Annotated in this window: 24 protein-coding genes and 4 tRNA genes; 22 read left to right on the forward strand and 6 right to left on the reverse strand. The window is 64.1% G+C overall.

Annotated features, from left to right (window positions below; all coding sequences use genetic code 11):
• Positions 1-117: 117 nt before the first annotated feature.
• Both zapE and E3O11_RS12315 read left to right on the forward strand, forming a co-directional pair.
• Positions 118-1,170 carry a cell division protein ZapE gene (gene zapE / locus E3O11_RS12310; protein ID WP_092449133.1) on the forward strand — a complete coding sequence of 351 codons (1,053 nt, stop codon included), beginning with the start codon at positions 118-120 and terminating at the stop codon, positions 1,168-1,170.
• A gap of 177 nt (positions 1,171-1,347) precedes the next feature.
• The gene (locus E3O11_RS12315) at positions 1,348-2,568 is read left to right on the forward strand and encodes an ammonium transporter (RefSeq protein ID WP_092449132.1); all 1,221 of its coding nucleotides are present in this window, start codon (positions 1,348-1,350) and stop codon (positions 2,566-2,568) included.
• Positions 2,569-2,769: 201 nt separating this feature from the next.
• Here E3O11_RS12315 and E3O11_RS12320 read toward each other — a convergent pair whose 3' ends face one another.
• Entirely contained in the window at positions 2,770-3,951 is a 1,182-nt protein-coding gene (locus E3O11_RS12320; protein WP_092449131.1) for a MarP family serine protease, read from the reverse strand.
• A gap of 192 nt (positions 3,952-4,143) precedes the next feature.
• Here E3O11_RS12320 and E3O11_RS12325 point away from each other — a divergent pair, with 192 nt between their 5' ends.
• The gene (locus tag E3O11_RS12325; protein ID WP_092449130.1) at positions 4,144-4,875 is read left to right on the forward strand and encodes a YqjF family protein; all 732 of its coding nucleotides are present in this window, start codon (positions 4,144-4,146) and stop codon (positions 4,873-4,875) included.
• A 68-nt stretch (positions 4,876-4,943) separates the two neighbouring features.
• Positions 4,944-5,513, forward strand: coding sequence for a hypothetical protein (locus tag E3O11_RS12330; RefSeq protein WP_092449129.1), 570 nt, complete (start codon positions 4,944-4,946; stop codon positions 5,511-5,513).
• 13 nt (positions 5,514-5,526) lie between these two features.
• Here E3O11_RS12330 and E3O11_RS12335 read toward each other — a convergent pair whose 3' ends face one another.
• Both E3O11_RS12335 and E3O11_RS12340 read right to left on the reverse strand, forming a co-directional pair.
• The gene (locus E3O11_RS12335; protein ID WP_092449128.1) at positions 5,527-6,180 is read right to left on the reverse strand and encodes an SDR family oxidoreductase; all 654 of its coding nucleotides are present in this window, start codon (positions 6,178-6,180) and stop codon (positions 5,527-5,529) included.
• 36 nt (positions 6,181-6,216) lie between these two features.
• Complete coding sequence (locus E3O11_RS12340) at positions 6,217-6,930, reverse strand: M50 family metallopeptidase (RefSeq protein WP_092449127.1); 714 nt, start codon at positions 6,928-6,930, stop codon at positions 6,217-6,219.
• Positions 6,931-7,066: 136 nt separating this feature from the next.
• On the opposite strand from E3O11_RS12340, the gene E3O11_RS12345 reads away from it, so the two are divergent.
• Positions 7,067-7,282, forward strand: a complete 216-nt coding sequence (locus tag E3O11_RS12345; protein ID WP_092449126.1) for a three-helix bundle dimerization domain-containing protein — start codon at positions 7,067-7,069, stop codon at positions 7,280-7,282.
• A gap of 69 nt (positions 7,283-7,351) precedes the next feature.
• Here the strand turns inward: E3O11_RS12345 and E3O11_RS12350 are convergent.
• Positions 7,352-7,424, reverse strand: a tRNA-Val gene (locus E3O11_RS12350).
• A gap of 358 nt (positions 7,425-7,782) precedes the next feature.
• Here E3O11_RS12350 and E3O11_RS12355 point away from each other — a divergent pair.
• The 4 genes from E3O11_RS12355 (at position 7,783) to E3O11_RS12370 (ending at position 8,462) form a co-directional block, all read left to right on the forward strand.
• A tRNA-Gly gene (locus tag E3O11_RS12355) sits at positions 7,783-7,854 on the forward strand.
• Positions 7,855-7,914: 60 nt separating this feature from the next.
• Positions 7,915-7,985: transfer RNA gene (locus E3O11_RS12360), tRNA-Cys, on the forward strand.
• 60 nt (positions 7,986-8,045) lie between these two features.
• A tRNA-Val gene (locus E3O11_RS12365) sits at positions 8,046-8,117 on the forward strand.
• Positions 8,118-8,267: 150 nt separating this feature from the next.
• Entirely contained in the window at positions 8,268-8,462 is a 195-nt protein-coding gene (locus tag E3O11_RS12370; RefSeq protein WP_092449125.1) for a DUF1918 domain-containing protein, read from the forward strand.
• 151 nt (positions 8,463-8,613) lie between these two features.
• On the opposite strand, the gene E3O11_RS12375 is transcribed toward E3O11_RS12370, so the two are convergent.
• On the reverse strand, positions 8,614-9,630 hold the full coding sequence (locus tag E3O11_RS12375; protein ID WP_092449124.1) for an Ig-like domain-containing protein: 1,017 nt from the start codon (positions 9,628-9,630) through the stop codon (positions 8,614-8,616).
• A 225-nt stretch (positions 9,631-9,855) separates the two neighbouring features.
• Between E3O11_RS12375 and thrS the strand changes: the two genes are divergently transcribed.
• The 13 genes from thrS (at position 9,856) to E3O11_RS12440 (ending at position 23,759) form a co-directional block, all read left to right on the forward strand.
• Entirely contained in the window at positions 9,856-11,838 is a 1,983-nt protein-coding gene (thrS, locus tag E3O11_RS12380; protein WP_218026650.1) for a threonine--tRNA ligase, read from the forward strand.
• Positions 11,839-11,863: 25 nt separating this feature from the next.
• Positions 11,864-12,457, forward strand: coding sequence for an HIT family protein (locus E3O11_RS12385; protein WP_092449191.1), 594 nt, complete (start codon positions 11,864-11,866; stop codon positions 12,455-12,457).
• A 108-nt stretch (positions 12,458-12,565) separates the two neighbouring features.
• Positions 12,566-13,468 carry a pyridoxal 5'-phosphate synthase lyase subunit PdxS gene (gene pdxS, locus E3O11_RS12390; RefSeq protein WP_092449122.1) on the forward strand — a complete coding sequence of 301 codons (903 nt, stop codon included), beginning with the start codon at positions 12,566-12,568 and terminating at the stop codon, positions 13,466-13,468.
• A gap of 26 nt (positions 13,469-13,494) precedes the next feature.
• Positions 13,495-14,121, forward strand: coding sequence for a pyridoxal 5'-phosphate synthase glutaminase subunit PdxT (gene pdxT, locus E3O11_RS12395; RefSeq protein ID WP_092449121.1), 627 nt, complete (start codon positions 13,495-13,497; stop codon positions 14,119-14,121).
• Positions 14,122-14,195: 74 nt separating this feature from the next.
• On the forward strand, positions 14,196-14,765 hold the full coding sequence (locus E3O11_RS12400; protein WP_092449120.1) for a DUF1697 domain-containing protein: 570 nt from the start codon (positions 14,196-14,198) through the stop codon (positions 14,763-14,765).
• A gap of 105 nt (positions 14,766-14,870) precedes the next feature.
• Positions 14,871-15,635, forward strand: a complete 765-nt coding sequence (locus E3O11_RS12405; RefSeq protein WP_092449190.1) for a YebC/PmpR family DNA-binding transcriptional regulator — start codon at positions 14,871-14,873, stop codon at positions 15,633-15,635.
• 4 nt (positions 15,636-15,639) lie between these two features.
• Positions 15,640-16,266 carry a crossover junction endodeoxyribonuclease RuvC gene (gene ruvC, locus E3O11_RS12410; protein WP_092449119.1) on the forward strand — a complete coding sequence of 209 codons (627 nt, stop codon included), beginning with the start codon at positions 15,640-15,642 and terminating at the stop codon, positions 16,264-16,266.
• Positions 16,263-16,943: a Holliday junction branch migration protein RuvA gene (gene ruvA, locus E3O11_RS12415; RefSeq protein ID WP_092449118.1), complete on the forward strand. Its 681-nt coding sequence runs from the start codon at positions 16,263-16,265 to the stop codon at positions 16,941-16,943. Before ruvC ends, ruvA begins: the two co-directional genes overlap by 4 nt.
• The gene (gene ruvB / locus E3O11_RS12420) at positions 16,940-17,989 is read left to right on the forward strand and encodes a Holliday junction branch migration DNA helicase RuvB (RefSeq protein ID WP_092449117.1); all 1,050 of its coding nucleotides are present in this window, start codon (positions 16,940-16,942) and stop codon (positions 17,987-17,989) included. The genes ruvA and ruvB overlap by 4 nt, the downstream gene beginning before the upstream one ends.
• A 108-nt stretch (positions 17,990-18,097) precedes the next feature.
• Positions 18,098-18,502: a preprotein translocase subunit YajC gene (yajC, locus tag E3O11_RS12425; protein WP_092449116.1), complete on the forward strand. Its 405-nt coding sequence runs from the start codon at positions 18,098-18,100 to the stop codon at positions 18,500-18,502.
• Between the two features lie 90 nt (positions 18,503-18,592).
• Positions 18,593-20,320, forward strand: coding sequence for a protein translocase subunit SecD (gene secD, locus E3O11_RS12430; RefSeq protein ID WP_092449115.1), 1,728 nt, complete (start codon positions 18,593-18,595; stop codon positions 20,318-20,320).
• Positions 20,320-21,333, forward strand: a complete 1,014-nt coding sequence (gene secF, locus E3O11_RS12435; RefSeq protein ID WP_092449114.1) for a protein translocase subunit SecF — start codon at positions 20,320-20,322, stop codon at positions 21,331-21,333. The genes secD and secF overlap by 1 nt, the downstream gene beginning before the upstream one ends.
• A 170-nt stretch (positions 21,334-21,503) precedes the next feature.
• Complete coding sequence (locus E3O11_RS12440; protein ID WP_092449113.1) at positions 21,504-23,759, forward strand: RelA/SpoT family protein; 2,256 nt, start codon at positions 21,504-21,506, stop codon at positions 23,757-23,759.
• Here E3O11_RS12440 and E3O11_RS12445 read toward each other — a convergent pair.
• Entirely contained in the window at positions 23,756-24,358 is a 603-nt protein-coding gene (locus E3O11_RS12445) for a type IV toxin-antitoxin system AbiEi family antitoxin (protein WP_134495553.1), read from the reverse strand. The genes E3O11_RS12440 and E3O11_RS12445 overlap by 4 nt on opposite strands.
• Positions 24,359-24,414 lie beyond the last annotated feature (56 nt).

The raw sequence follows: 24,414 nt of genomic DNA on the forward strand, positions 1-24,414 counted from the left end.
GACCGCGGATTAGGCTTATCGATGCCCACCAGTTAAACCTACGCGGTGCCGGCACACTGCGCATTTTGGTTACACCGCGCATTTCGCAGAACGAAGAACGAGAACGGGCGTTTCAGCATGGCACCAGAGGCCCACGAAAAGGCACAGCACACGGTTCCGCAACTCGCCGACCGCACGCCGACGATCACCGGTCGCGAAATCGTGGCCGAGCTGGTGCCGCCTCCCCAGTTTGAACACGCCTCGTTTGAGAACTACCGCCCCGACCATGACTATCCGTCGCAGATGACCGCGGTCGAGAAACTCATCGAATTCGTTAACCCCCGCCCGGCCGGGTTCTTCTCCCGCCGCCGTCAGGCCAAGGAAGACCTGCCCGGTATCTACCTCGACGGCGGTTTCGGCGTCGGCAAGACCCACCTGCTCGCAGCGCTCTGGCATGCGGCGACCGGCCCCAAGTATTTCGGTACCTTCATCGAATACACCGCGCTGGTCGGTGCGCTCGGCTACCAGGAAACCATCAAGGAGCTGCGCAGCGCGAAGCTCATCTGCATCGACGAGTTCGAACTCGACGATCCGGGCGACACCATGGTGATGACCCGGTTGCTCGGCGAACTCGTCGCCACCGGCACCCGGGTAGCCGCCACGTCGAACACCCCGCCGAACTCGCTCGGCGAGGGCCGGTTCGCCGCGCAGGACTTTCTGCGGGAGATTTCCGCAATGAGCGCCAACTTCGAGACCCTGCGCATCGACGGGCTCGACTACCGTCGTCGCAACGTGTCCGGCCAGGCCGTCTCCGTCGAACCCGAAGCCCGCGAACACCTGGTGAATACCCTCCTTCAGCGCGGTTCGAAGGTAACCGAAGACGACTTCGGTGCCCTCATGCGCCACCTCGGCACCGTGCATCCCTCCAAGTACGTCAAGGTCATTCGCGACGTCGAGGTCATCGCCATACGCGGGGTGTACCTGCTGACCGATCAAACGGATGCCCTTCGCCTCGTGGCCTTCATCGACCGCGTCTACGACGCTGAAATTCCCATCGTCGCGAGCGGGCGCCCACTCAACGAGGTGTTCGACGACGAAATGATGGCGGGCGGCTACCGCAAGAAATACCAGCGCTCCCAGTCGCGTATGGTCGCCCTCACCACCGGTGAGCTACCGCCGCACACCGATTAGCGCACATTCACCGCGCACGACGCACGAAACGTGGCGTTAACAATTCACTCAGGCTCGTAACCGACACGAAACACGTCGGAACGTTTGTTGTAACGGCCACCTCAGATACTTGACTCGTATCCGAGGTGGCTCACTTCGCGTTACACCCTGCACATTCGAAACGCGTGAGGACAATCTATGGATACCGGAAGCATTGCATGGGGGCTGACAGCCACCGCACTGGTGTTGTTTATGACACCGGGTGTCGCCTTCTTCTACGGCGGACTGGTCAAGGCCAAGAGCGTCATCAGCATGATGATGATGAGCTTCGGCGCATTGGGTCTCATCAGCGTCCTCTGGATCCTCTATGGCTTCAACATGAGCGCTGTCGGCAGCCCCACTCAATTCGCCGGAAACCCGTTCTCGGACTTCGGCCTGGGCCAGCTCGCCATGGGCGAGACCGGCAGCATCGATCTGCTCGGTGCCACCTACGGTGCCACCTTCGCCATCATCACCGTTGCCCTGATCAGTGGCGCGGTCGCCGACCGGGCCAAGTTCGGGTCCTGGATGATCTTCGCCGGTGTCTGGGCGACCCTCGTCTACTTCCCTGTCGCGGCCTGGGTCTGGGGCGGTGGCTGGATCATGAAACTGGGTGAGACGCTGAGCCTCCCGGGCGTCATCGACTACGCCGGCGGCACCGCGGTGCACATCAACGCCGGTGCAGCTGCTCTCGCCCTCGCGCTGGTTCTCGGCAAGCGGGTCGGCTTTCAGAAGGGCATCACCAAGCCGCACAACGTGCCGCTCGTGCTCATCGGTGCCTCCATTCTCTGGTTCGGCTGGTTCGGCTTCAACGCCGGCGCCGAATGGCTCAACGGCCTCGCCAACGTTGGCATCATTGTCGTCAACACCCTCGGTGCCACCGCAGCGGCCATCCTCGCCTGGATGCTGGTCGAGAAGTTCAAGGACGGCAAGGCCACCTCGGTCGGTGCAGCATCCGGTGCCGTTGCCGGACTTGTCGCCATCACCCCGGCCTGCGCCAACCTCGAGCCCGGCTGGGCGCTGCTGCTGGGTGCCGTCGCCGGTGCCGTCTGCGCCCTCGCCATCGAACTCAAGTTCAAGCTCGGCTTCGACGACTCGCTCGACGTGGTCGGCATCCACCTCGTCGGCGGCATCATCGGCACCCTGTACCTCGGCTTCTTCGCCATCGGTACCGGCCTGTTCACCGGTGGCGACCTCGGTCAGTTCGCCGTGCAGGCTATCGCGGCCTTCTCGGTCCTCGTCTACTCCTTCGTCATCGCGTACCTGCTTGGTCTCGCGATCGAGAAGACCATCGGTTTCCGCATCAAGAACGAAGACGAACTGGCCGGAATCGACACCAGCGTCCATGGTGAAGAGGGCTACGCCCTCGAGCGTGTCTAGGCTTTGAACAGTCCCGACTGGTCGGGTAACGGGCGGTACGGAAGCGGGATCATCCGCTTCGGTACCGCCTTTCTGCGTACCCGCCCACGGTGCCGCCGGTGAACGGATGCGGCGGGTGAACGGATGCCGCGGGCTCACCGAACTGCGGCGAATGGATACCGCGGGCACTGCCGCAACTGCGGGTGAGCGGATGCCGCTGACTCAGCCGCGAACGCAGGTGCCGGACGAGACCGGGGCGTTCCGGCCCGGTGCCTCGTTGATGACCGGCTGAACCTCATCGAGCGCGAGCGCGTAGCCGACATTGTCGGTGTTGGACGCCTTGGCAAAGATGACGCCCACGACGAGGCCGGACTCGCTCAGCAGCGGACCGCCCGACTCGCCCTGCTGCACGTCGGACGCCACGGTGTACACTTGGCGCGGCGTCGGGTCCTGGCCGTAGATGTCGGCGACGCTGATGGTGCCGAGCGAGATAACCTGGGCCGGGTCGGAGACGTACGGACCGCCGAAGGGGTACCCGTCGGCGACCGCGCCACTGCCCGCGGAAAGATCGGCGCCGACAGTGAGTGGGGCTGCGCCGAGTCCAGGCACCGAAATGACGGCGAGGTCATCGACCGGGTCGAAGTAGACGATTTCCCCGGCCAAAGCCTCACCGGACGGCGTCTCAATCACGGGCTGGTTCACCCCGGCCACGACGTGGGCGTTGGTGATGACGCGGCCGTCGGACACCACGAATCCGCTGCCCGACTGGCTCTGGCCACAGGCGTAGGCCGTTCCGGTGATGCGTACGACGGACTGCGCGGCCACGGCCAGGGCCGGGCTGCTGGTGTCGGCCTGGGCAGCATCCGGTGTCGGGCCGGTGAAGGCGTCGACGATGCGCGGCAGACCTTGGGACACCGCAACGGAGCGAAGTTGCGCGAGGAGGGCCTTGACCCGGTCAGGGGTCGCCGAGTCGATGCGGGACACCACGGTAGATTCAGCGATGGCGGGGGAGAGGAATGGTATGCCCAGGGCACCGATGCTAAACGCGACCATCGACGCCACGAGCGCCGAGGCGACCGCAGCGAAGGCTGCACCGAGTACGCGGTTGATCGTACCGAGCGGGGAACGCTTCGATTTGCGGCCGACCATGCTGCCGGCGGAAGCACCGACCGAGTGTCCAATGAGTACGAGCAGAACGGCCACGGCGATCGTGCCGGGGGTGCGCCATTCCGGCGCGGGAATCCAGCCGCCGACCAGCGGTACCACGAAGAAGGCGGCGAATCCACCGGCGACCGCGCCGATTATGCCGGTCAGGCTGCGCAACAGACCGCTGCGGTAGCCGTTGACGAGGGCGACGACCAACAACAGAATGAGCAAGAGGTCGAGCACGGTTGAGCCTGGCATTCGTCTCCCTTAGTTGATGCTGCACGTGTTGTTTGGTCACGATCTCGTATTGTTCATGGTTACACAGGCCTCCTTCGCGATTGCTGAGCGCAGCCGGCGCCCCGCGTGCTTTCCCGGCCGATCAACAGGCGCGGGGCACGCAAAACTGAAGTATCGTGAACCGACTACCGACGTCGGCCCGAAAGGACAGCGGTGACTCCAGCAGAGTCCTTGCCCATCTCCACGATCGCACCGCCCCTGGCCGGGCGGGCCGTGGCCAGCCAGCGCTGGTCGCACCTGGTGTTTCTGCATTGGCGAGTGGATGCTGCGCTGATCGCGCCGCTCCTGCCCAGCGGCCTGGTTCCCGATGAGCATGACGAATCGAGCTGGGTGGGCCTGATCCCGTTCGTCCTCGATCGCGCGACCGTTCTCGGGAGCCCGCCGATTCCGTACTTCGGCACCTTTGTCGAGGTAAACGTGCGCCTCTACGCCGTTGACGCCCGGGGGCGTCGCGGCGTTGTGTTCGTATCGCTGGAGGCCAGCCGCCTCGCTGCCGTGCTCGCGGCGCGTGCGCTGTTCTCGCTGCCCTACATCTGGTCGCGCACGCGGCTCTCGGTTGATTCCGAACAGTACCGGTACACCGCGACGCGCCACCGCGACCGGACCGCGCACACCGAGGTGGTGGCTCGGCCGGGTTCAGTCGCCGTGTTGGATGACCCGTTGGCCGATTTTTTGACCGCGCGCTGGGCCCTGTTCACAAGCATCCGTGGTCGCATCGTGCACCTGCGCAACCATCATGAGCCGTGGCCGTTATACCGTGCCGAGCTCCTGAGTATTGACGACACCCTGCTGGCCGCAGCCGGTTTCCCCGGTCTGGCCGATCGCGCTCCCGACTCTGTGCTCTACTCGCCCGGCGTGACGACCTGGTTCGGACGGGGCAACTGACCGGGTGGGCGTACTCAGAGAGTTCTGAAAAAATGTTCTGATCGACCACGATACTGAAGGAGTACACCATGGGATTTCTTGATTTTCTGCTCGGCCGCAAGGAGCAGGCACCCACCGACGATCGGCCAGTGCGGTCGAATAGCGCTCCGGTCCGCAGTGAGGATGAGATCGCCGTCGAGCGCTACCAGTACCTGCTGCGCACCGCACCGCCCGAGACCATCGAGAAGGTGCACACCGAGGCGTTCTCCAAATTGACCGAGGAACAGCGCGATATTCTCTTTCGCCAGCTCACCGAGAACCTCGAACCGAGTGAGCGTCCAGCGGATGCCGCACCGGCCCACCTGGCCCAGGCGGCGACCCGGGCCGAGCTCCGCGAGCCGGGCACGCTCACCCGTACCTTCGGAAACCAGAACGGCATGGGCTTTGGCAGCATGGTCGGCGGATCACTGCTCGGTACGGTCGCCGGTTTCGTCATCGGATCGGCGCTGGTCAGCTCCTTCATGCCGATGGACGGTGGCGGCACAGATGCCGGTGCCGACGCGGACAGCGAGACCAACGCCGATTCGGGCCGCGACTCCGGTGGAGACGCTGGAGGAGATTTCGGCGGCGGCGACTTCGGTGGAGACTTCGGGTTCTGATTTCCCAGGGCCGCTAGTGGACGGCGGCGATGGCCTCGCCAACGGGAACGTCGCCGTCGGTGAACTCAATGAACTTGCCGATGCTGTTGTCGCTCGCGAGCACGGCTGCGGCGACGAGCGCGACGTTCTCGCGTGAGGTGTCGCCGCCCGTGCCGTCGGACCCCACCATGATGGAACCGCTCGCGGCGTCGAGGGTCAGCGCGCTCGGTCCGAGGATGGTCCAGTTCAGTGAGGTTGCTCGCAGGTAGTCGTCGGCTGCCGCCTTGGCCTCGTAGTAGGCGAACATGCCGTCGTCGGGGGAGGCACCGTGGTTGGCGCGCGATCCCTTATAGGAGACCATCACGTAACGGTAGATGCCGGCCCGCGCTGCGGCGACCATTGAGCGGATGGCCGCATCTCGGTCGACCGCATAGGTGCGCTCAGCGCTTCCCCCGCCGGCCCCGGCGGACCACACGATGGCGTCGTGGCCGGCCAGGAGGGTCGTGAGCTGATCGGTGGACAGATTCTCGACATCCGCTTGCAAGGGGGTTGCGCCGGTCGCCGAAACGTCGGCGGCATGCTCGGGGTTGCGGATGAGGGAGCTGACCTCGTGGCCGGCAGTCGTGAGCAGACGGGCCAGGTGGAGGGCAACTTTTCCGTGCCCGCCGATGATTGCAATATTTGTCATGTGATTAAGCCTGTCACGATTGGCTGCCCGCAGCGCTCAGGGTTGAAGAAAACCCAGCAGTATCGCGGCGAGCGTAACGCAGCCCAGTTGGACGCCGAGAAAGACGGCCACCCAGAACAGCCCTGGAATGTGGGTGAGCCGAGCCAGCTGGTCGGCGTCAGACGATGTCCCGGCCCTGCGCGACCGGGACTGTTGCAGCTCGAGGGACGTGCGCAGCGCACCGAGCAGGAGAAATGCCGTGACCAGTAGGGCGAACACGCCCTGTACCTGCGGCGTGCCGAACCAAGAGACACCGAAGACGATGGCACCCGTGACGGCGACTGACCAGAGCCCGAACCAGTTGCGAATCTGCACGAGCAGTAGCGCGAGCGCCGCGAGCAACGCCCAGAGCAATCCCAGGTCGTACCCCCGGCTGAGTAGCCAGGCAGCGCCAAGGCCGAGCAGCGCGGGGGCGGGGTAACCGGCCAACAGGGTGAAGATCATGCCCGGCCCGCTCGGGCGACCGCGGCTCACGGTGAGTCCTGAGGTGTCCGAATGCAAGCGGATGCCGCCCAGCCGCCGCCCACAGACCACCGCGACGACTCCGTGGCCGCCCTCGTGCACGATGGTGATGGCGTGCCGGGCCAGGCGCCATACCGGCGGAAAAAACACGATAGCCGCGGCCGCCGCCACGGTCAGCCACGCGGTGAGGGGGGCGAGCGCGGCGTGCGGAGTTGTCATGCGCTGCCAGATGTCGAGGAGCAGGTCCATGCGTCTCAGACTAGGTGTCTGCCGAGCAGCCCTGGATAGCTGGGGCGGCGAGTAAATGCCACCGTGCGACGGCGTGCTTCGGGAGGAACACGCACAGGGGGTGCGTAAGCGAGATGGGCCGCTGGACACTGGTTCCATGGAGAAACGCACGGAACGGCAGAATATCCACGAAATTATCGAGCGGCTGACGGCGCAGTTTTTGCTGGTTGCGCGATCGCGAGTTGACCAAGCCGTTGAACTCGAATACGTGAAATTGAACGGCAGGCCGGTTCGTCAGTACGGTTCCAATCTGGTCGAGCACGCTGCGAAGGCCCGCCTCGCCCAGGTCGCCGTGGTCAACGTCGCTGCCTGAGGACGGCGTGAATCAGGCGACTTAACCACGAAAAGCCTCGATTTCTCGGGGCTTTTCGTGTATTCGCGGTGGGCGATGCGGGACTTGAACCCACGACCTCTTCCGTGTGAAGGAAGCGCGCTACCAGCTGCGCCAATCGCCCAATTGCACTCACACCACAAACCAAAGTTGCTGGTGCGACTTTTGATACTAGCCCAGACTGGCGGGTCGCCGCACATCGACGCCGCTCGCGGTGTGGCGCGGGCCACCCCCGCACCAGCTCGACGGCACAGCCACGTTGCGCGGGAGCTTCGCCGCTGCGCGGGAGACGGCGGAACTGGCGCAGGTCCAGCGCAGCGTGTTGCGCGAGTGTTGTGGCCAGGGCCCTTACTCCTGGCGCAACTCCCGCGCCGCCCGCACCCCACCCACGCCACCCCGCGCAACACGCCGTAAAAGCCTCGGTTTGGTTTCCGTCTGGCTATTCAGCTAGAGTCTCTGAGTACGCAGAAATGCGAACAGTTGCGGATGTGGCGCAGTGGTAGCGCATCACCTTGCCAAGGTGAGGGTCGCGAGTTCGAATCTCGTCATCCGCTCGAATGAACTGGAATCGCACCTTTGGGTGCGGTTCCAATTCGTTTGGTATGAACCCAACTGGTGGATTGGCCGAGAGGCGAGGCAGCGGCCTGCAAAGCCGTTAACACGGGTTCGAATCCCGTATCCACCTCAATTCTTGGTGCATTCGCCGAGAACTGTATTGCAGAGACACCGTAATTCCCAGAATCTTGGGCGATTGGCGCAGCGGTAGCGCGCTTCCCTGACACGGAAGAGGTCACTGGTTCGATCCCAGTATCGCCCACACAGCGTTTGAAGAAACACGAAAACCCCGGTCAAACGGGGTTTTTTTGTACGCAAAACCGGCCGTGCACTATCTGGGCAACACGCCGGCTGGTGTGCCCTTGTGCAGCATCCACTGCCCGCGTAGTTTTGCGCGCAGGAGGTGAGTGCAATGCGCGCCACAGAGGGAGATCGGATTGTCATTCGCGGCAAAACGGTGGAACGGCCGGACCGTCGCGGCGAGATACTTGAGGTTCGCGGGATCGACGGCGGGCCGCCGTACCTCGTATTGTTCGACGACCGGCACGAGAGCATCGTGTATCCCGGTGCCGACTTCGTGATCGAACGTTCGTCGGAGTCGGTTTAGGTCAGCGCCTGATTTGCGCGTCGGCCAACCCGCGAAAGCGGATGCCGCGCCCAGGTCGCCGGGAGAGGGTGAGAGTTCAGCGACGCTGAACTCTCACCCTCTCCCGTTACCGAATAACCCGCACCAATCGCGGCAGGGTCAACGCCGGAGCTTACTTCGTCGTACCCAGGTAGCGGGCCACGAGCGCGTGCGTGCCCACCTTCAATGACGTGTAATTGAACGTGGCTGAACCCTTCGAAAGCGCTACGGGCTGGCCGACCTTGGTCGCCACGTCATAGAACTGCACGAACCCGGTCACCGTTCCGGCCGCTGACGTGAATGTCGCTGTGGCCGAGACGGGCGTTCCCACGTGCACATCACCCCGGGGCATGACGGTCAGCGTTCGACTTACCCTGGCCGGCTTCGCCACGACCGTGACAACCACTGTTGGTGAGGTCGATGGGTTATAGAAGACGGCGAAACTCTCCGCCGTGATGCGGTGCACCCGCACGGACAACCTCGTCGTCGTGATCGTCGAATGCCACTCGCCGAATACCTGGTCGCCGACCAGCGGTCGGCCATTGTCGAAGAAGGCGATCTCTTCGCTGGAACGATCACCGTCCAGGGCGCGGCCCTGACTGTCCGTGACGTCTGCGGTGAAGGTGATGCGCTGGCCGGCCGTGATGGTGCCGGACGGCGTCGCGGTCAGGGTCGTTTTGGTGTCGGGTCCGGTCGGCACGAAGTAGTTAAAGGTTTTCGATGCCGGGGAAAAGTTTCTATCCCCGAGATAGTCCATTCGAAACTGGCGCGTACCGGCCTTGCTGGGGTAGGCATCGGAGAAGAAGATGCCGGCCGTGTCGCTCGGCAGGAGCGCGGGTGTCTCGGTGCGGTTACCGGGCTCAATCGACACGACGCGCACACTTCCCGTCGGAACGGCGGTGGCGGGGGCAACGGCCGAGATCTCGCCGTAAACGGATGCCGCCTGGCCGGCAAAGTAGAAGTCAAAGGTGCCAGCCTCAATGCTGACCGTACCCCGCCCCGGGGAAAGGGCCGGGGCATCCGTTGCTGCCGATGCGGCGGGTGCGACGATCAGGGCACCGAGCACGGACGCAATCACCAGTGCCGGCAGGCGCCAGGAACGCTTCGCGCCGCTGCGGGCCGCTGGGGTTGGGTGAGGTAATATTGTCATGGCACGTTTCTTTGCGGTCGGTGGTGCTCGGACCCCCAAATCACGGACAAAGTACTCCCATATCGGCTCGGTTTGTAGGGCGTGCGAGCGCTATCGCGGTCTCTCGGTCGCTCAACCGACGATCAGCCCGGCGCACGCCGCTAAAGTTGATGGGTAGGCAAACAACAGGGAGTAATACACGTGGCTGACGGCTTTGCGCTTTTCACCGACCGATCCGTTGTCGCAATGCGCGTCAACGGTGAGTTGAAAGATCTGGCGGCCACCGTGTTGCCGACGGATGCTGTCGAACCGGTCACCATAGATTCTCCCGATGGCCTGAATATTCTGCGCCACTCGGCCACCCACGTGCTGGCCCAGGCCGTGCAGACCGTCAACCCGGCCGCCCTCCTCGGCATCGGCCCATTCGTCACCGACGGCTTCTACTACGACTTCGATGTGGCCGACCCGTTCACCCCCGAGGACATCAAATCGCTCGAAAAGGCGATGGACCGCATCATCCGCCAGGGCCAGCGGTTTGTGCGTCGCGTCGTCACCCACGACGAAGCCCGCGCCGAACTGGCCGCCGAACCCTACAAGCTCGAACTCATCGGCATCAAGGGCGGTCCCGGTGAGGGCGACGCTGTCGCCAACAACAGCCCGACCGCCGACGACGAGTCGGTCGAGGTCGGCGGCGCCGAGCTGACCATCTATGACAACGTCGACCCTAAGTCCGGGGAAACGGTCTGGAAGGACCTCTGCCGCGGCCCACACCTGCCCAACACCCGCATGATCGGCAACGGCTACTCACTCACCCGCCTGGCCGCCGCCTACTGGCGCGGCTCAGAGAAGAACCCGCAGCTGCAACGCATCTACGGCACCGCTTGGCCCACCAAGGACGAACTGCGCGCCTACCAGGCCCGTCAGGAAGAGGCGGCCAAGCGCGATCACCGCAAGCTCGGTGCCGAACTCGACCTGTTCAGCTTCCCGGAGGAGATCGGCTCCGGCCTGGCCGTGTTCCATCCCAAGGGCGGGATCATTCGGCAGGAGATGGAGAGCTACTCCCGCAAACGCCACGCCGAGGCTGGCTACGATTTCGTCTATTCACCGCACATCACCAAGTCGAACCTGTTCGAAACCTCCGGCCACCTCGACTGGTACCGCGAAGGCATGTTTCCCCCGATGCACCTCGACGAGGAACGTGACGACACCGGTCACGTCACCCGCCAGGGCGTCGACTATTACCTCAAGCCGATGAACTGCCCGTTCCACAACCTCATCTTCAAGTCCAGTGGCCGCAGCTACCGTGACCTACCGATGCGCTTGTTCGAATTCGGATCGGTCTACCGGTACGAGAAGTCCGGCGTGCTCAACGGCCTTACCCGCGTTCGCGGCATGACCCAGGACGACGCCCACATCTACACCACCAAGGAAGGCATGAAGGAGGAGCTCACCAGCACCCTCAACTTCGTGCTGCAGCTGCTCGCCGACTACGGACTCGAGGACTACTACCTCGAACTCTCCACCAAAGACCCAAAAAAGTTCGTCGGCAGCGACGAAGCCTGGGACGAAGCCACCGAGACGCTCCGCGAGGTCGCCGAAGCCTCCGGTCTCGATCTGGTCGCCGACCCGGGTGGAGCGGCCTTCTACGGCCCCAAGATCTCGGTGCAGGCCAAGGACGCCATCGGGCGAACCTGGCAGATGTCGACCATTCAGCTCGACTTCAACCTGCCCGAACGGTTCGACCTCGAATACACCGCGAATGACGGCAGCCGCCAGCGCCCGGTCATGATTCACCGCGCCCTGTTTGGCTCGATCGAGCGCTTCTTTGCCGTGCTCACCGAGCACTACGCCGGGGCGTTCCCGGTCTGGCTGGCCCCGGTGCAGGTTGTCGGTATTCCCGTCTCCGAGCAGTACGGCCCCTTCCTCGACGACGTGATCGCCACCTTGAAGAAGGCCGGCGTGCGCGCCGAAGTCGACCATTCTGACGATCGCATGCAGAAGAAGATCCGCACTCACACCAAGGCCAAGGTGCCGTACCAGCTCATCGTGGGCGAAGATGACCAGGCCAACGGCGCGGTGAGCTTTCGCTTTCGCGATGGGACGCAGCAGAATGGGGTGCCGGTAGACGAGGCCGTGCGCATCATCGTGGAGTCGATCGAGAACCGTGCGCAGGTGACTACGACTCCGGTCGCCCCGGTCGCCCCCGCTGTGGCCGAAGTGCAGGCCTAGCGTGTCGGCGATTCCGGCCGATCGGCTGCGCGGTTCCGACGCGCTCGGCGCGGGTGCCAACGAAACCGATGCAGAATTCGCGGGTGTTCCGGATGCCTTCCAACGGCTCTGGACGCCGCACCGGATGGTCTACATCCAGGACGGGCAGCAGCCGCACCCCGACGACTGCCCGTTCTGCATCGCGCCGACCCTGGACGACGAGAAGGCGCTGATCGTGGCGCGCGGCACCCATGCCTACGTGCTGCTCAACCTTTTTCCGTACAACAGCGGCCACCTGCTGGTCTGTCCGTATCGGCACGTCGCCACCTACGACCAGGCCACTCCGGAGGAGATCGCCGAAATCGGCGAGTTCACCCAGATCGCCATGCGGGTGCTCACCCAGGTGTCGAACTGTGACGGCTTCAACATCGGTATGAATCAGGGACGTATCGCCGGGGCCGGCATCGCCGAGCACCTGCACCAGCACATCGTGCCGCGCTGGGCCTTAGACTCGAATTTTTTTCCGATCATCGCCGGCACCAAGGCCATCCCGCGCCTGCTCGGCGAAGTTCGGCGCGAAATTGCCGACGGCTGGCCGGGCGCGTTGACTCCCTCGGCCGCCACGGCAGCTTCCCTCTAGTTTAGTTTTGCTCTAGGCCGGGCAGCGTGCTGGCACGCCCCGGTCATCCGTTCGACCGACACCAGCCGCCGACCAGACCACCACCGCGCAAGGAATATAATCGTAGCTATGACTCAATCAAACTCTGCCGAACAAGTTGGCTCGAGCCGCGTCAAGCGGGGACTCGCCGAAATGCTCAAGGGCGGCGTCATCATGGACGTCGTCACCGCTGCCCAGGCTCGCATTGCTGAAGACGCCGGCGCTGTAGCCGTCATGGCGCTCGAACGCGTTCCCGCCGATATCCGCTCGCAGGGTGGAGTTGCCCGTATGAGCGACCCTGACCTGATCGACAGCATCATTGCCGAGGTCAACATCCCGGTCATGGCGAAGACCCGCATCGGCCACTTCGTTGAGGCGCAGATTCTTGAGGTGCTCGGCGTCGACTACATCGACGAGTCCGAAGTGCTCAGCCCGGCCGACTACGTCAACCACATCGACAAGTGGAACTTCACCATTCCCTTCGTTTGTGGTGCCACCAATCTCGGTGAGGCACTCCGCCGCATCAACGAGGGTGCGGCCATGATTCGCTCCAAGGGCGAAGCTGGCACCGGCGACGTCTCCGAGGCCACCAAGCACATTCGCACCATTAACGGAGAAATTCGTCGTCTCGGTTCGCTGAGCAAGGAAGAGCTGTACGTTGCCGCCAAGGAGCTGGCGGCGCCGTACGAACTGGTGGCTGAGATCGCCGCAACCGGAAAGCTGCCCGTTGTTCTCTTCACTGCAGGAGGTGTGGCCACCCCGGCCGACGCCGCCATGATGATGCAGCTCGGTGCTGACGGCGTGTTCGTTGGCTCCGGCGTCTTCAAGTCGGGCAACCCCGAACAGCGTGCCGCCGCCATCGTGAAGGCTGTCACTTTCTACGACGACGCCAAGGTCATCGCTGAGGTCTCCCGCGGTCTCGGTGAGGCCATGGTCGGCATCAACGTGTCGGACATCCCCGCACCGCACCGCCTCGCTACGCGCGGCTGGTAGCCCGACCGTTCGTGACGATTCTCTCGATGGGCACCCGACCGGCAGAGGCCGCTGTACCGGCAGGTCTGCGGGTCGGGGTGCTCGCCCTGCAGGGCGACTTTCGTGAGCACGCGCAGGTATTGCGCGCGCTCGGCGCGAACGTCGCCCTGGTGCGCCGTTCGGAAGAATTGCTCCAGGTCGACGGTCTGGTCATTCCGGGCGGCGAATCGAGCGTCATGGACAAGCTCGCCCGTACCTTCGGCCTCGCCGAACCGCTCCGCGCAGCCATCCGCGGCGGGCTGCCGGTCTATGGAACCTGCGCGGGGCTGATCATGCTCGCCGACACGATTCTCGGTGGCATGAACGGCCAGCAGAGCCTCGGCGGACTCGACATCGCCGTGCGCCGCAACGCCTTCGGTTCGCAGACCGCTTCCTTCGAGACCGACCTGGACATTCCGGCGCTCGGCGAGAAGCCCGTGCACGCGGTGTTCATTCGGGCGCCGATCGTGGAGACCGTCGGGCATCGGGCGACCGCACTGGCCACCCTCGCCGACGGCCGCTGCGTCGCCGTGGAACAAGGCAACCTGCTCGGCACCTCTTTTCATCCGGAAATCACCGGCGAATACCGTTTTCACCAGTATTTCCTGCAGAAATTGGTCGCCGCCGCCCGCTGATGCCAGGCCCAATTGTGCCGCGCGCGCGAGTGTGGCTAGGGTTCAGACATGACTCAGACAACCGGTGGTCAACGATGACCCGATATGTAGCACTGCTCCGTGGCATCAACGTCAACGGCATCACCATCGCAATGAGCGATCTCGCCGACACATTTCGCGAACTCGGCTTCACCGACGTCAAAACGGTGTTGGCGAGCGGCAATGTAATCTTCAGCATCGACAGTCCGCTCGTCGACACTCCGCTGATTAACAAAGTGGATGCCGCAGCCCTCAAGGCGCGCATCGAAGCCGCCCTGACGGCTCGCTTCGAGTACGAAGCATGGATCGTGCTCGTCGACGCCGAATCGCTCGACCGCATCGTGCGCTCGTACCCGTTCGACGCCGACCGCGACGGCTGGCACCCCTATGTCATGTTCTCCTCCGACCCCGGCCACCTCAGTGAGCTGGCCGGACACGCCAAGGAACTCGATGCCACCGACGAACGCATCGAACTCGGCCACGGCGTGCTGTACTGGGAGGTGCGCAAAGCCGTCGGCATCAAGAGTGCCTTCAGTAAGAAGAGCGCCAAGCTCAAGTACCGCGACACCACCACCACCCGCAACCTGCACACGCTGCACAAGCTGCTGGAAGTCACACCGGGATAGACTGAGTCGGCACCAAGCGTGCACCGACTTCGCAGCGATCATCAGAGCCTGATCGAGCACAACTCATTCGAACACAGCTTGTTCGAGCACAACAACGGGAGATGTATGTCCGGGCATTCCAAATGGGCCACCACCAAGCACCAGAAGGCGGTCACCGACTCCAGACGAGCCAAGGCGTTCGCCAAGCTCATCAAGAACATCGAGGTTGCGGCCCGCCTGGGCGGCGCTGACCTCTCGGGTAACCCGACGCTGGTCGATGCCATTCAGAAGGCCAAGAAGACCTCCGTGCCCAACGACAACATCGACCGCGCCGTCAAGCGTGGTGCCGGGCTGTCTGGCGAACAGGTTGACTACACAACCATCATGTACGAGGGCTATGCCACGCACGGTGTCGCGATCATGATCGAGTGCCTCACCGACAATAAGAACCGTGCTGCCGCCGAGGTACGCACCGCAATGGCCCGCAATGGGGGAGCCATGGCCGACCCGGGCAGTGTCGCCTACAACTTCCACCGCAAGGGTGTCGTCGTGGTCAAGCACCTGCCCACGATCACCGAAGACGACATCATGCTCGCCGTGCTCGACGCCGGCGCAGAAGAGGTCATCGACGAGGGCGAGACCTTCGAGATTCACTCTTCCGTTGGCGACCTCGTCGCCACCCGCACCGCGCTGCAGGCCGCCGGCATCGACTATGAGTCCGCCGATATCGCCTTCATCCCGTCGCTCAAAGTCGAAGTCGACGCCGAAACCGCCCGCAAGGTGTTCCACCTGATCGACGCGATGGAAGACCTCGACGACGTGCAGAACGTCTATTCCAACTACGACCTGTCGGCCGAGGTACAGGCCGCACTCTCGAGCGAGTCCGAGTAGTTCGATGGCGGTCCGGGTTCTCGGCATCGACCCGGGCCTCACCCGCTGCGGTGTCGGCGTGGTCGATGTCGAAGGCAACCGTTCGGCCCGCCTGGTGGACGTGACCGTGCTGCGCAGCGCGCCCGACCTGCCCCTGGAGCAGCGGCTGCTGCTGCTGTCGCAGGGCCTCGAAGAGATGCTCGACCGGCACCGGCCGCAATTCATCGCCATCGAACGGGTTTTCGCCCAGCACAACGTTCGCACGGTCATGGGAACGGCCCAGATCAGTGGGGTGGCCCTGTTGCTCGCCGCCCAGCGCGGACTGCCGGTGACCCTGCACACCCCGAGCGAGGTGAAGGCGGCCATCACCGGGTACGGGTCCGCCGACAAGCAGCAGGTCGGCACCATGGTCGCGCGCATTCTCGGGCTCACCGAAATTCCTAAGCCCGCCGATGCAGCGGATGCCCTGGCCCTCGCGATCTGCCATGCCTGGCGCACCGGCGCCTCCGGCGGCACGCTGCCGACCGTCGTCTCGGTCAAAGCGGCCACAGGAACGCCTGCCGCGCTGACCCCGGCGCAAAAGGCCTGGCGTGCCGCCGAACGCGGGTCGGTGCCAGCGGTGTCGGCGGTGCCCCGTAGTCTTAAGCGGTGATCTCTTCCGTACGTGGCCTTGTCCTGTCTGCCGTGGGCTCAACCGCCAGCTCATCAACGGTGGTAATCGAGGTCGGGGGAGTCGGCCTCGGGGTGCAGGTGACGCCGGCTACCGCCCTCGGCGTGCGCATCGGTGACGAGGCGCGCCTTGCGACCACGCTCATCGTGCGCGAAGATTCCCTTACCCTCTACGGTTTTCCCACGGCTGATGAACTCGCCGTGTTCGAACTGCTGGTCGGCGTCACGGGGGTTGGCCCCAAATCCGCCCTCGGCGTGCTCGCCGTGCTCAGCCCCAACCAGATCGGGCAGGCCGTCAATGCAGACGACGACGCAGCCTTCCGCAAGGTCAGCGGCATCGGTCCCAAGACCGCGAAACTCATCGTGCTCTCCCTCGCCGGAAAAATCGCCGTCAGCGCCGAAAGCGCCCCGACTCGCCGACCCGGCGCTACCTCGGTCGCCGCGAGCGTGCAGGCTGCCCTGATCGGTCTGGGCTGGTCCGAACGGGTCGCCGCTGAGGCCGTCGATGAAGCCCTCACCGAGCTGGCGGACGCTGCCGGCGCCGATTCCGCGCCGCCGACCGTCGCCGCTGTGCTCCGGCTGGCCCTCGGCCGCCTCGGCCCGGCGGCGCACCACGCCACCGGGTCTGCAGCTGCGTCGACCGGATCGGGCCGTTCGTGACCACGGACCCGGGCGTCGAGCTCAGTAACCCCTCGCTCGAAAGCGAATCCGAGCTCGCCTTCGAGGGCGCGCTGCGCCCGGCGAGCCTGGCCGAATTCGTCGGCCAGAAGAAGGTGCGCGGGCAGTTGCAGCTGCTGCTGACCGCCGCGACGATGCAGAACCGCACGCCGGACCACATCCTCCTGGCAGGCCCGCCCGGCCTCGGAAAGACCACCCTCGCCATGATCGTTGCCTACGAGGGCAACCGGCCGCTGCGCATGTCGAGCGGACCGGCCATTCAACACGCCGGTGATCTCGCTGCGGTGCTGTCCTCACTGGTTCCCGGTGAGGTGCTGTTCATCGATGAAATTCACCGCATGGCGCGATCGGCCGAAGAGATGCTCTATCTCGCGATGGAAGACTTTCGCATCGACATCATGGTGGGCAAGGGCGCCGGGGCCACCTCGGTGCCGCTCGACCTTGCCCCGTTCACCCTGGTGGGGGCCACGACGCGCTCCGGCCTGCTGCCGAACCCGCTGCGTGACCGATTCGGCTTCACCGCGCACCTGGAGTTTTACGCCGAGAGCGAGTTGGAACAGGTGCTCTATCGCGCCGCCCAGCTGATCGACCTGCCGATCGAGCGCGACGCGCTGGCCGAGATCGCCGGCCGGTGCCGGGGCACACCCCGCATCGCGAACCGCCTGCTGCGCCGGGTGCGCGATTACGCGCTCGTGCACGGGGGCGGCGCCAACATCGCGGCGGTGCACGCGGCGCTCGAACTCTACGACGTCGATGCGATCGGCCTGGATCGTCTGGACCGGGAAGTCATGAAGATCATCCTGACGCGATTCGGTGGTGGACCGGTCGGCCTCAACACCCTGGCCGTCTCGGTCGGCGAGGAGTCCGAAACCGTCGAAGCGGTCGTCGAGCCGTTCCTGGTACGGATAGGATTCCTCACGCGTACCCCGCGCGGCCGTGTTGCGACCAGCGCGGCCTGGCAACATTTTGGTCTCACACCGCCCCTGGGCATTACCCCACAGGGAAGTGTGACCCTTCTTGACCTATAATTCAATTTGGCCCGCCTGTCTAGAGGCATATTCTCTCTAGGCCTGCTGGCGGGTCTTCACCCACAAGCTTCGGCCACCCGCGCCGCAATCGGAAGGTTTTACCGCTCCATGGATTCTTTGACTCTCGTCATGTTGGCCGTTTTGGCCGTACTCGTCTTCTTCATGTTCCGCAACGGCCGCAAGCGCAAGAAGGACCAGGAAGCCCTGCAGGCGACCATGGTTCCCGGAGCCGACGTCATGACCAACTTCGGTATGTACGGCACGATCATTGCCATCGACGAAGAGGCCAACAAGGTCGAACTTCAGATCGCTCCCGGCGTCATTGTTGAGATCCACCGTCAGACCATCGCTCGCGTGGTGGAGCCGATTGTCGCCGACGACGTCGAAGACGACTCTGCCGTTGAAAGCATCGACTCACTGCGTGAATCGGAACTGTCTGAGCCGGAATTCGGCCAGCGCGTGGTCGAGAGCGATACCGACACCACCGAACAGCCGAAAAAGGGCGACGCGTAATCTAGCTCCCGCACCAACAACGCACGTACTGCAACACGCGGCGCGCCCACACATTCTGGTGTGGGCGCCAACAGAAAGCTGAGTTCATAGGTGGCTAAGTCGTCGTCTCCGGCCAAAAAGGCCTGGCGTTCCCTGACCTGGCTGGGCGTGCTCATCGTCGGCCTGATCGCTCTGAACGCGTTCGGCGTGTTCACCCAGAACGGGTCGTGGACGCCGAAACTGGCGCTCGACCTCGAGGGTGGAACGCAGATCATTCTCGCCCCGCAGGTCGAGAGCGGCGCGACCGTCACCTCTGAGCAGCTCACCGAGGCCGTGGGCATTATTCGCCAGCGGATCAACTCCTCGGGAGTCTCCGAAACCGAGGTCAACACTCAGGGCGGCCAGAACATCGTCGTATCGATCCCCGGTACCCCCGATGACGCCACCCTGGAGCGCATCAAGTCTTCGGCCAAACTGGAATTCCGCGCCGTGCTCGTGGCCGGTCAGCCCTCGGGCCAGACCGTCGGTGCCGACGGTACCGCGACCCCCGCACCGGAGGCAACCGTCGACCCGAGCCTGTCCACGACTCCGACGGTCGAACCCACCGACGCGAGCGACCTGAACTACGTCACCCCGGCCCTGCAGGCCGAGTATGACGCCTTCGACTGTGCCGCGATCAACACCACGAACGTCGCGCCGGCCGATGAACCCCTCATCACCTGCGAAACGGATGGCTCGATTAAGTACATCCTCGGCCCGGTCGAGGTTGACGGTTCCACCATCACCGACGCGACCAATGGTCAGCGCACCACCTCGTCGGGCGCAACCACCGGTGAGTGGGTCGTCAACATTGTGTTCAACAGCGAGGGCACCACGAAGTTCGCCGACGTCACGACGCGGCTGAACAACCTGACCGGGGCGCAGAATCAATTCGCTATCGTGCTCGACGGCGCTGTTATCTCGGCGCCGTCCAACACGCAGGGAGCCATCCTCAACGGCAGGCCGGAAATTTCGGGCTCCTTTGACCAGGACAGCTCGAAGGCCCTCGCTGACCAGCTCAAGTTCGGCGCTCTGCCGATCAGCTTCACCGTACAGAGCCAGGACACCATCTCGGCCACCTTGGGATCGACACAGCTGCTCAACGGACTCATCGCCGGTTTAATCGGTCTGATCCTCGTCGTCATGTACTCGCTCGCCCAATACCGTCTGCTGGGCCTCGTGACCGTTGCTTCGCTCGCAGTCGCGGCCGTGATCACCTACCTGCTCATCACTATCCTGTCCTGGCGTGAGGGCTACCGTCTGTCGCTGGCCGGTGTTGCCGGCCTGATCGTGGCGATCGGTATCACCGCCGACTCCTTCATCGTGTACTTCGAACGCGTACGCGATGAACTGCGTGACGGTCGCGGGCTGGAGTCGTCGGTCGAGGCCGGCTGGAAGCGTGCCTTCCGCACCATCGTCGCCTCTGACGTCGTGAACTTTCTCGCCGCCGCCGTATTGTTCGTGCTCGCCGTAGGAAATGTGCGCGGCTTCGCTCTGACCCTCGGCCTCACCACCATCGTCGACCTGCTCGTGGTGAGCATGTTCACCCACCCGATGTTGCAGCTGGTTGCGAAAACCCGGTTCTTCAACGAGGGCCACAAACTCAGCGGCCTCGATCCTCGTGCCCTCGGCGCGGTTTACCGTGGCCGTGCCCGCTTTGAACCCTCGTCGACCATGTCGGCGAGGAAGGTGGCGTCCTCGAGCAAAGAGGCGGCCAAGCGACAAACGATCGCCGAACGTAAGGCGTCTGAGCTGGTAAGTACCAGTACTGATCGATCGACAGACGGGAAGGATTCCTGATGGCCAGCTTCTCGCAGCTCGGAAATGACCTCTACACCGGGGCACGGTCGCTCAATATCGTCGGGCGCCGCAAACTCTGGTACCTGATCGCCGGTGGCATGATCCTCATTGCCCTGGTCGGCCCGTTCCTGCTGCGCGGTGGTTTTGTGTTCGGCATTGAATTCACCGGCGGCAGCGAATTCGTCGTCTCCCAGACGACGAGTCAGTCGCAGACCACGGCAACGGATGCCGTCGCGAGCGTCGCTCCCGACGTCGTTCCGAAGGTCTCCACCGTCGGCTCAGACGGTGTTCGGATCCAGACCGACCAGATGTCTGAGGGGGAGACGACGGAAGTACGCGACGCCCTCGCCGCCGCCTATGACGTTCCGGTCACCGAAGTGGCCACCTCCTTCATCGGAGCGACCTGGGGGCAGGACATCACCGGCCAGGCGCTGCGCGCCCTGATCGTGTTCCTCGTGCTCGCCGGTATCATCATGGCGATCTACTTCCGCACCTGGAAGATGTCGGTCGCGGCCATGGTCGCGCTGCTCCATGACCTCGTGATCACGGCCGGGTTCTACGGCATCACCGGATTCGAGATCACGCCGGCCGCGGTGATCGGGTTCCTGACCATTCTGGGCTACTCGCTCTACGACACCGTCGTGGTCTTCGACAAGATTCGGGAGAACACCAACTTCGATGGATCCGGCTCAAGCCGCACCTTCGCGGAGTCGGTCAACCTCGCCGTGAACCAGACGCTGGTGCGCTCGATCAACACCTCCGTCGTCGCCGCCCTGCCCGTGGCATCCATTCTGTTCATCGGTGCCTTCGTGCTCGGTGCTGGCACCCTGCGCGACATTTCGTTGGCTTTGCTCATCGGCATCCTGGTCGGTACCTACTCAACGATTTTCATCGCTTCGCCGCTGTATGTTCAGTTGCGTGCTGGCGAGGCCGCCATTCGTAGGCACGACAAGCAGGCTTTGGCGGCACGCGCCAAGGCTTCGACGCCGGCTGCGGAGTCCGTTACCGCGTAGCATTCGCTCTCTGATCGAAACGGCCAGCCCCGATGGGCTGGCCGTTTCGCTGCGTGTGGGCAGGGCGGATCGCTTGCAGCGTACGGGAGAGGCGTCGCGAACCGGCATAATTGAGGGAACGCAAACACAGCCCGCGCGGTTTCAACCGCTGTGAGTTAAGAGGTGAGACTATGACGGACACGACGACGCCATCTCCGGCCTCGCTGCGCCGTTTGGTTCCGCGCATCTTCTCTCGGGCCCAGCCCGCTGGTGCCGTCGACCGCCTGATCAAGACGGTGCGGCTGAACCACCCCAAGGTCGACCTGTCGATTATTGAGCGTGCCTACACGGCCGCCGAGCGTGCCCACGACGGGCAGATGCGGCGCAGCGGAGAGCCGTACATCACCCATCCCGTTGCCGTGGCCCAAATTCTGGCCGACCTTGGCATCGGCACCAAGACCATAGCTGCTGCGCTGCTGCACGACACCGTCGAAGACACCGACTACACGCTCGACGCCCTGCGGGCCGACTTTGGCGACGAAATTGCGATGCTGGTCGACGGCGTCACCAAGCTCGACAAGGTGAAGTACGGCGACTCGACTCAGGCCGAGACCGTGCGCAAGATGATCGTCGCCATGTCCAAGGACATCCGCGTACTCATCATCAAACTCGCCGACCGGCTGCACAACGCGCGCACCTGGGGCTTCGTACCCAACGAATCCGCCGTGCGGAAGGCTACTGAAACCCTTGAGATCTATGCACCGCTGGCTCACCGCCTGGGTATTCAGACCATCAAGTGGGAACTCGAAGACCTCTCTTTCGCCGTGCTGTACCCCAAGCTCTACGCCGAGATCGAAAGCCTGGTCAAACAGCGCACCCCGCAGCGCGAAGAGTTCGTGCAGCAGATCATCGACACCATCAGTGACGACCTCAAGTCCGCTCGAATTCGGGGAAAGGTTGCCGGGCGCCCCAAGCAGTACTACTCGATCTACCAGAAGATGGTCGTGCGCGGCCGCGAATTCGACGAAATCTACGACCTTGTCGGCATCCGCGTTCTCGTGAATTCGGTAAGGGACTGCTACGCCGTGCTGGGTTCTATTCATGCCCGCTGGACCCCACTGCCCGGGCGGTTCAAGGACTACATCGCGACCCCCAAGTTCAACCTCTACCAGTCGCTGCACACGACGGTGCTCGGCCCGAGCGGTCGCGCGGTCGAGATCCAGATTCGTACCACCGAAATGCACCAGCGCGCCGAATTCGGTGTCGCCGCGCACTGGAAGTACAAGGAGCAGGTCAACGGCAAGAGCGCCGGCGGCCCGGGTCCGCAGAGCGACACCGATATGGCCTGGCTGGCGCATATCTCCGACTGGCAGGCCGAAACCGCCGATCCCGGCGAGTTCCTCGACTCCCTGCGCTACGAGATCGGTGCCAAAGAGGTTTATGTCTTCACGCCGAAGGGCCGCGTCATCGGGCTGCCCTCGGGCGCGACCCCGGTTGACTTCGCCTACGCGGTGCACACCGAGGTCGGCCACCGCACCATGGGCGCCAAGGTCAATGGCCGTCTGGTTCCGCTGGAGAGCGAACTTATCACCGGAGACGTTGTCGAGGTATTCACCTCGAAGAACCCCGACTCCGGGCCCAGCAAGGACTGGCTCAATTTCGTCAAGAGCCCACGCGCGCGCAACAAGATTCGGCAGTGGTTCACTAAGGAGCGCCGCGACGAAGCCATCGAGCAGGGCCGCGACGCCATCGCCAGGGCCATGCGCAAGCAGAACCTTCCGCTGCAGAAGCTGATGAACCAGGACTCCTTCGCGGAGGTCGCGGCTCAACTCAAATATGATGACGTGTCGGCCTTGTATGCGGCGGTCGGTGAAGGCCACGTCTCGACCCAGTCCGTGCTCGAAAAGGTTGTGTCCTCGGTGCAGAGCATCGACGACAATGACAGCAACGACTTTCCGGTTGCTGCCCGCGGCCGGCCGCAGACCACTCGGAACACTGATTCTGGTGTGCTCGTGCGCGGTGCCCCGGACATTCTGGTCAAGCTTGCCCGCTGTTGCACGCCGGTTCCCGGCGACAAGATCGTCGGGTTTGTCACCCGTGGTGCTGGTGTCTCGGTGCACCAGGCGGCGTGCCACAACGTGCAGTCCCTGCTCAAGGAACCCGAGCGCATGATCGAGGTCGACTGGGCGCCAACGTCGAAGAGCCTGTTCCTGGTGCACATCCAGATCGAGGCACTCGACCGATCCGGATTGCTTTCCGATGTCACCCGGGTGCTGTCTGAGCATCACGTGAACATTCTCTCGGCCACGGTCAACACGTCGAGTGACCGCCTGGCGCTCAGCCGGTTTGTGTTCGAGATGGGTGACACCACCCACCTTGATCGCGTCCTCAATGCTGTGCGCCGCATCGATGCTGTCTACGACGTCTACCGGGTCAACGACGGCTAGACGCCCACTGCTTTCTCGGGTGCTGCGCTCGACTGGTACAGGGAGCGCAACGCCTCGTTGACCGCCGCGAACCTGGCCACGGCGACGACGCTGTAGGCTGGGTTTCCGCGCTGGCAGAGGCGCACGGCCGCGGAGATGTCAGGATACGCGCCGTAGTGCAGGAGCCGGGCTAGAAGCGCGATGATCTCGGCCCCCGAGGTCGCTGGCGGATAGCGCGCCAGGTCGACGGCGGTACGCAGGGGAGTGGTCACCCGGACATTCGCGATGGTACGCACGTCATCGGGAGAGCGCACGATTTCGCGCAGCTGAACACGTGGTGACCAGACGGCCGTCGTGCGCGCACCAATGAGCACGCAGAATTGGTGGCGACGGGGCTCAGGTGCGACGCCGTAGATCCACGCGGCGGTGAGGCGCTCGGCGATGGCGCGGGGTGGGACCAGCCGGCTGGCGGAGACGGCCCGTGTGGAGCATCCGTCTATTTCATCGATCACACACCAGGAGTCGGCGAGTTGAAAAACCTGCCCGTCGAGCCGGGCGCTGCACAGCTCGGCCAGGGGCAGGTCGTTGACCGTGCGCGTTCGTTTCCGGGGATTCATCATGCCGCCATGCTGTCCCTTAACCAGGTCCAGGCCCCCGAAGGAGCCTGGATCTGTGG

The organism is Cryobacterium levicorallinum (assembly GCF_004402405.1).
Taxonomy (GTDB): domain Bacteria; phylum Actinomycetota; class Actinomycetes; order Actinomycetales; family Microbacteriaceae; genus Cryobacterium; species Cryobacterium levicorallinum.

Coding starts and splice junctions, on each gene's coding strand:
- E3O11_RS12405 (WP_092449190.1), top strand. CDS start 14,871: ATGTCCGGGCATTCCAAATGGGCCACCACCAAGCACCAGAAGGCGGTC.
- E3O11_RS12320 (WP_092449131.1), bottom strand. CDS start 3,951: ATGCCAGGCTCAACCGTGCTCGACCTCTTGCTCATTCTGTTGTTGGTC.
- E3O11_RS12315 (WP_092449132.1), top strand. CDS start 1,348: ATGGATACCGGAAGCATTGCATGGGGGCTGACAGCCACCGCACTGGTG.
- E3O11_RS12345 (WP_092449126.1), top strand. CDS start 7,067: ATGGAGAAACGCACGGAACGGCAGAATATCCACGAAATTATCGAGCGG.
- E3O11_RS12445 (WP_134495553.1), bottom strand. CDS start 24,358: ATGATGAATCCCCGGAAACGAACGCGCACGGTCAACGACCTGCCCCTG.
- pdxS (WP_092449122.1), top strand. CDS start 12,566: ATGACTCAATCAAACTCTGCCGAACAAGTTGGCTCGAGCCGCGTCAAG.
- yajC (WP_092449116.1), top strand. CDS start 18,098: ATGGATTCTTTGACTCTCGTCATGTTGGCCGTTTTGGCCGTACTCGTC.
- secF (WP_092449114.1), top strand. CDS start 20,320: ATGGCCAGCTTCTCGCAGCTCGGAAATGACCTCTACACCGGGGCACGG.
- zapE (WP_092449133.1), top strand. CDS start 118: ATGGCACCAGAGGCCCACGAAAAGGCACAGCACACGGTTCCGCAACTC.
- E3O11_RS12400 (WP_092449120.1), top strand. CDS start 14,196: ATGACCCGATATGTAGCACTGCTCCGTGGCATCAACGTCAACGGCATC.
- E3O11_RS12440 (WP_092449113.1), top strand. CDS start 21,504: ATGACGGACACGACGACGCCATCTCCGGCCTCGCTGCGCCGTTTGGTT.
- pdxT (WP_092449121.1), top strand. CDS start 13,495: ATGGGCACCCGACCGGCAGAGGCCGCTGTACCGGCAGGTCTGCGGGTC.
- E3O11_RS12335 (WP_092449128.1), bottom strand. CDS start 6,180: ATGACAAATATTGCAATCATCGGCGGGCACGGAAAAGTTGCCCTCCAC.
- E3O11_RS12375 (WP_092449124.1), bottom strand. CDS start 9,630: ATGACAATATTACCTCACCCAACCCCAGCGGCCCGCAGCGGCGCGAAG.
- E3O11_RS12370 (WP_092449125.1), top strand. CDS start 8,268: ATGCGCGCCACAGAGGGAGATCGGATTGTCATTCGCGGCAAAACGGTG.
- E3O11_RS12340 (WP_092449127.1), bottom strand. CDS start 6,930: ATGGACCTGCTCCTCGACATCTGGCAGCGCATGACAACTCCGCACGCC.
- E3O11_RS12330 (WP_092449129.1), top strand. CDS start 4,944: ATGGGATTTCTTGATTTTCTGCTCGGCCGCAAGGAGCAGGCACCCACC.
- ruvC (WP_092449119.1), top strand. CDS start 15,640: ATGGCGGTCCGGGTTCTCGGCATCGACCCGGGCCTCACCCGCTGCGGT.
- thrS (WP_218026650.1), top strand. CDS start 9,856: ATGCGCGTCAACGGTGAGTTGAAAGATCTGGCGGCCACCGTGTTGCCG.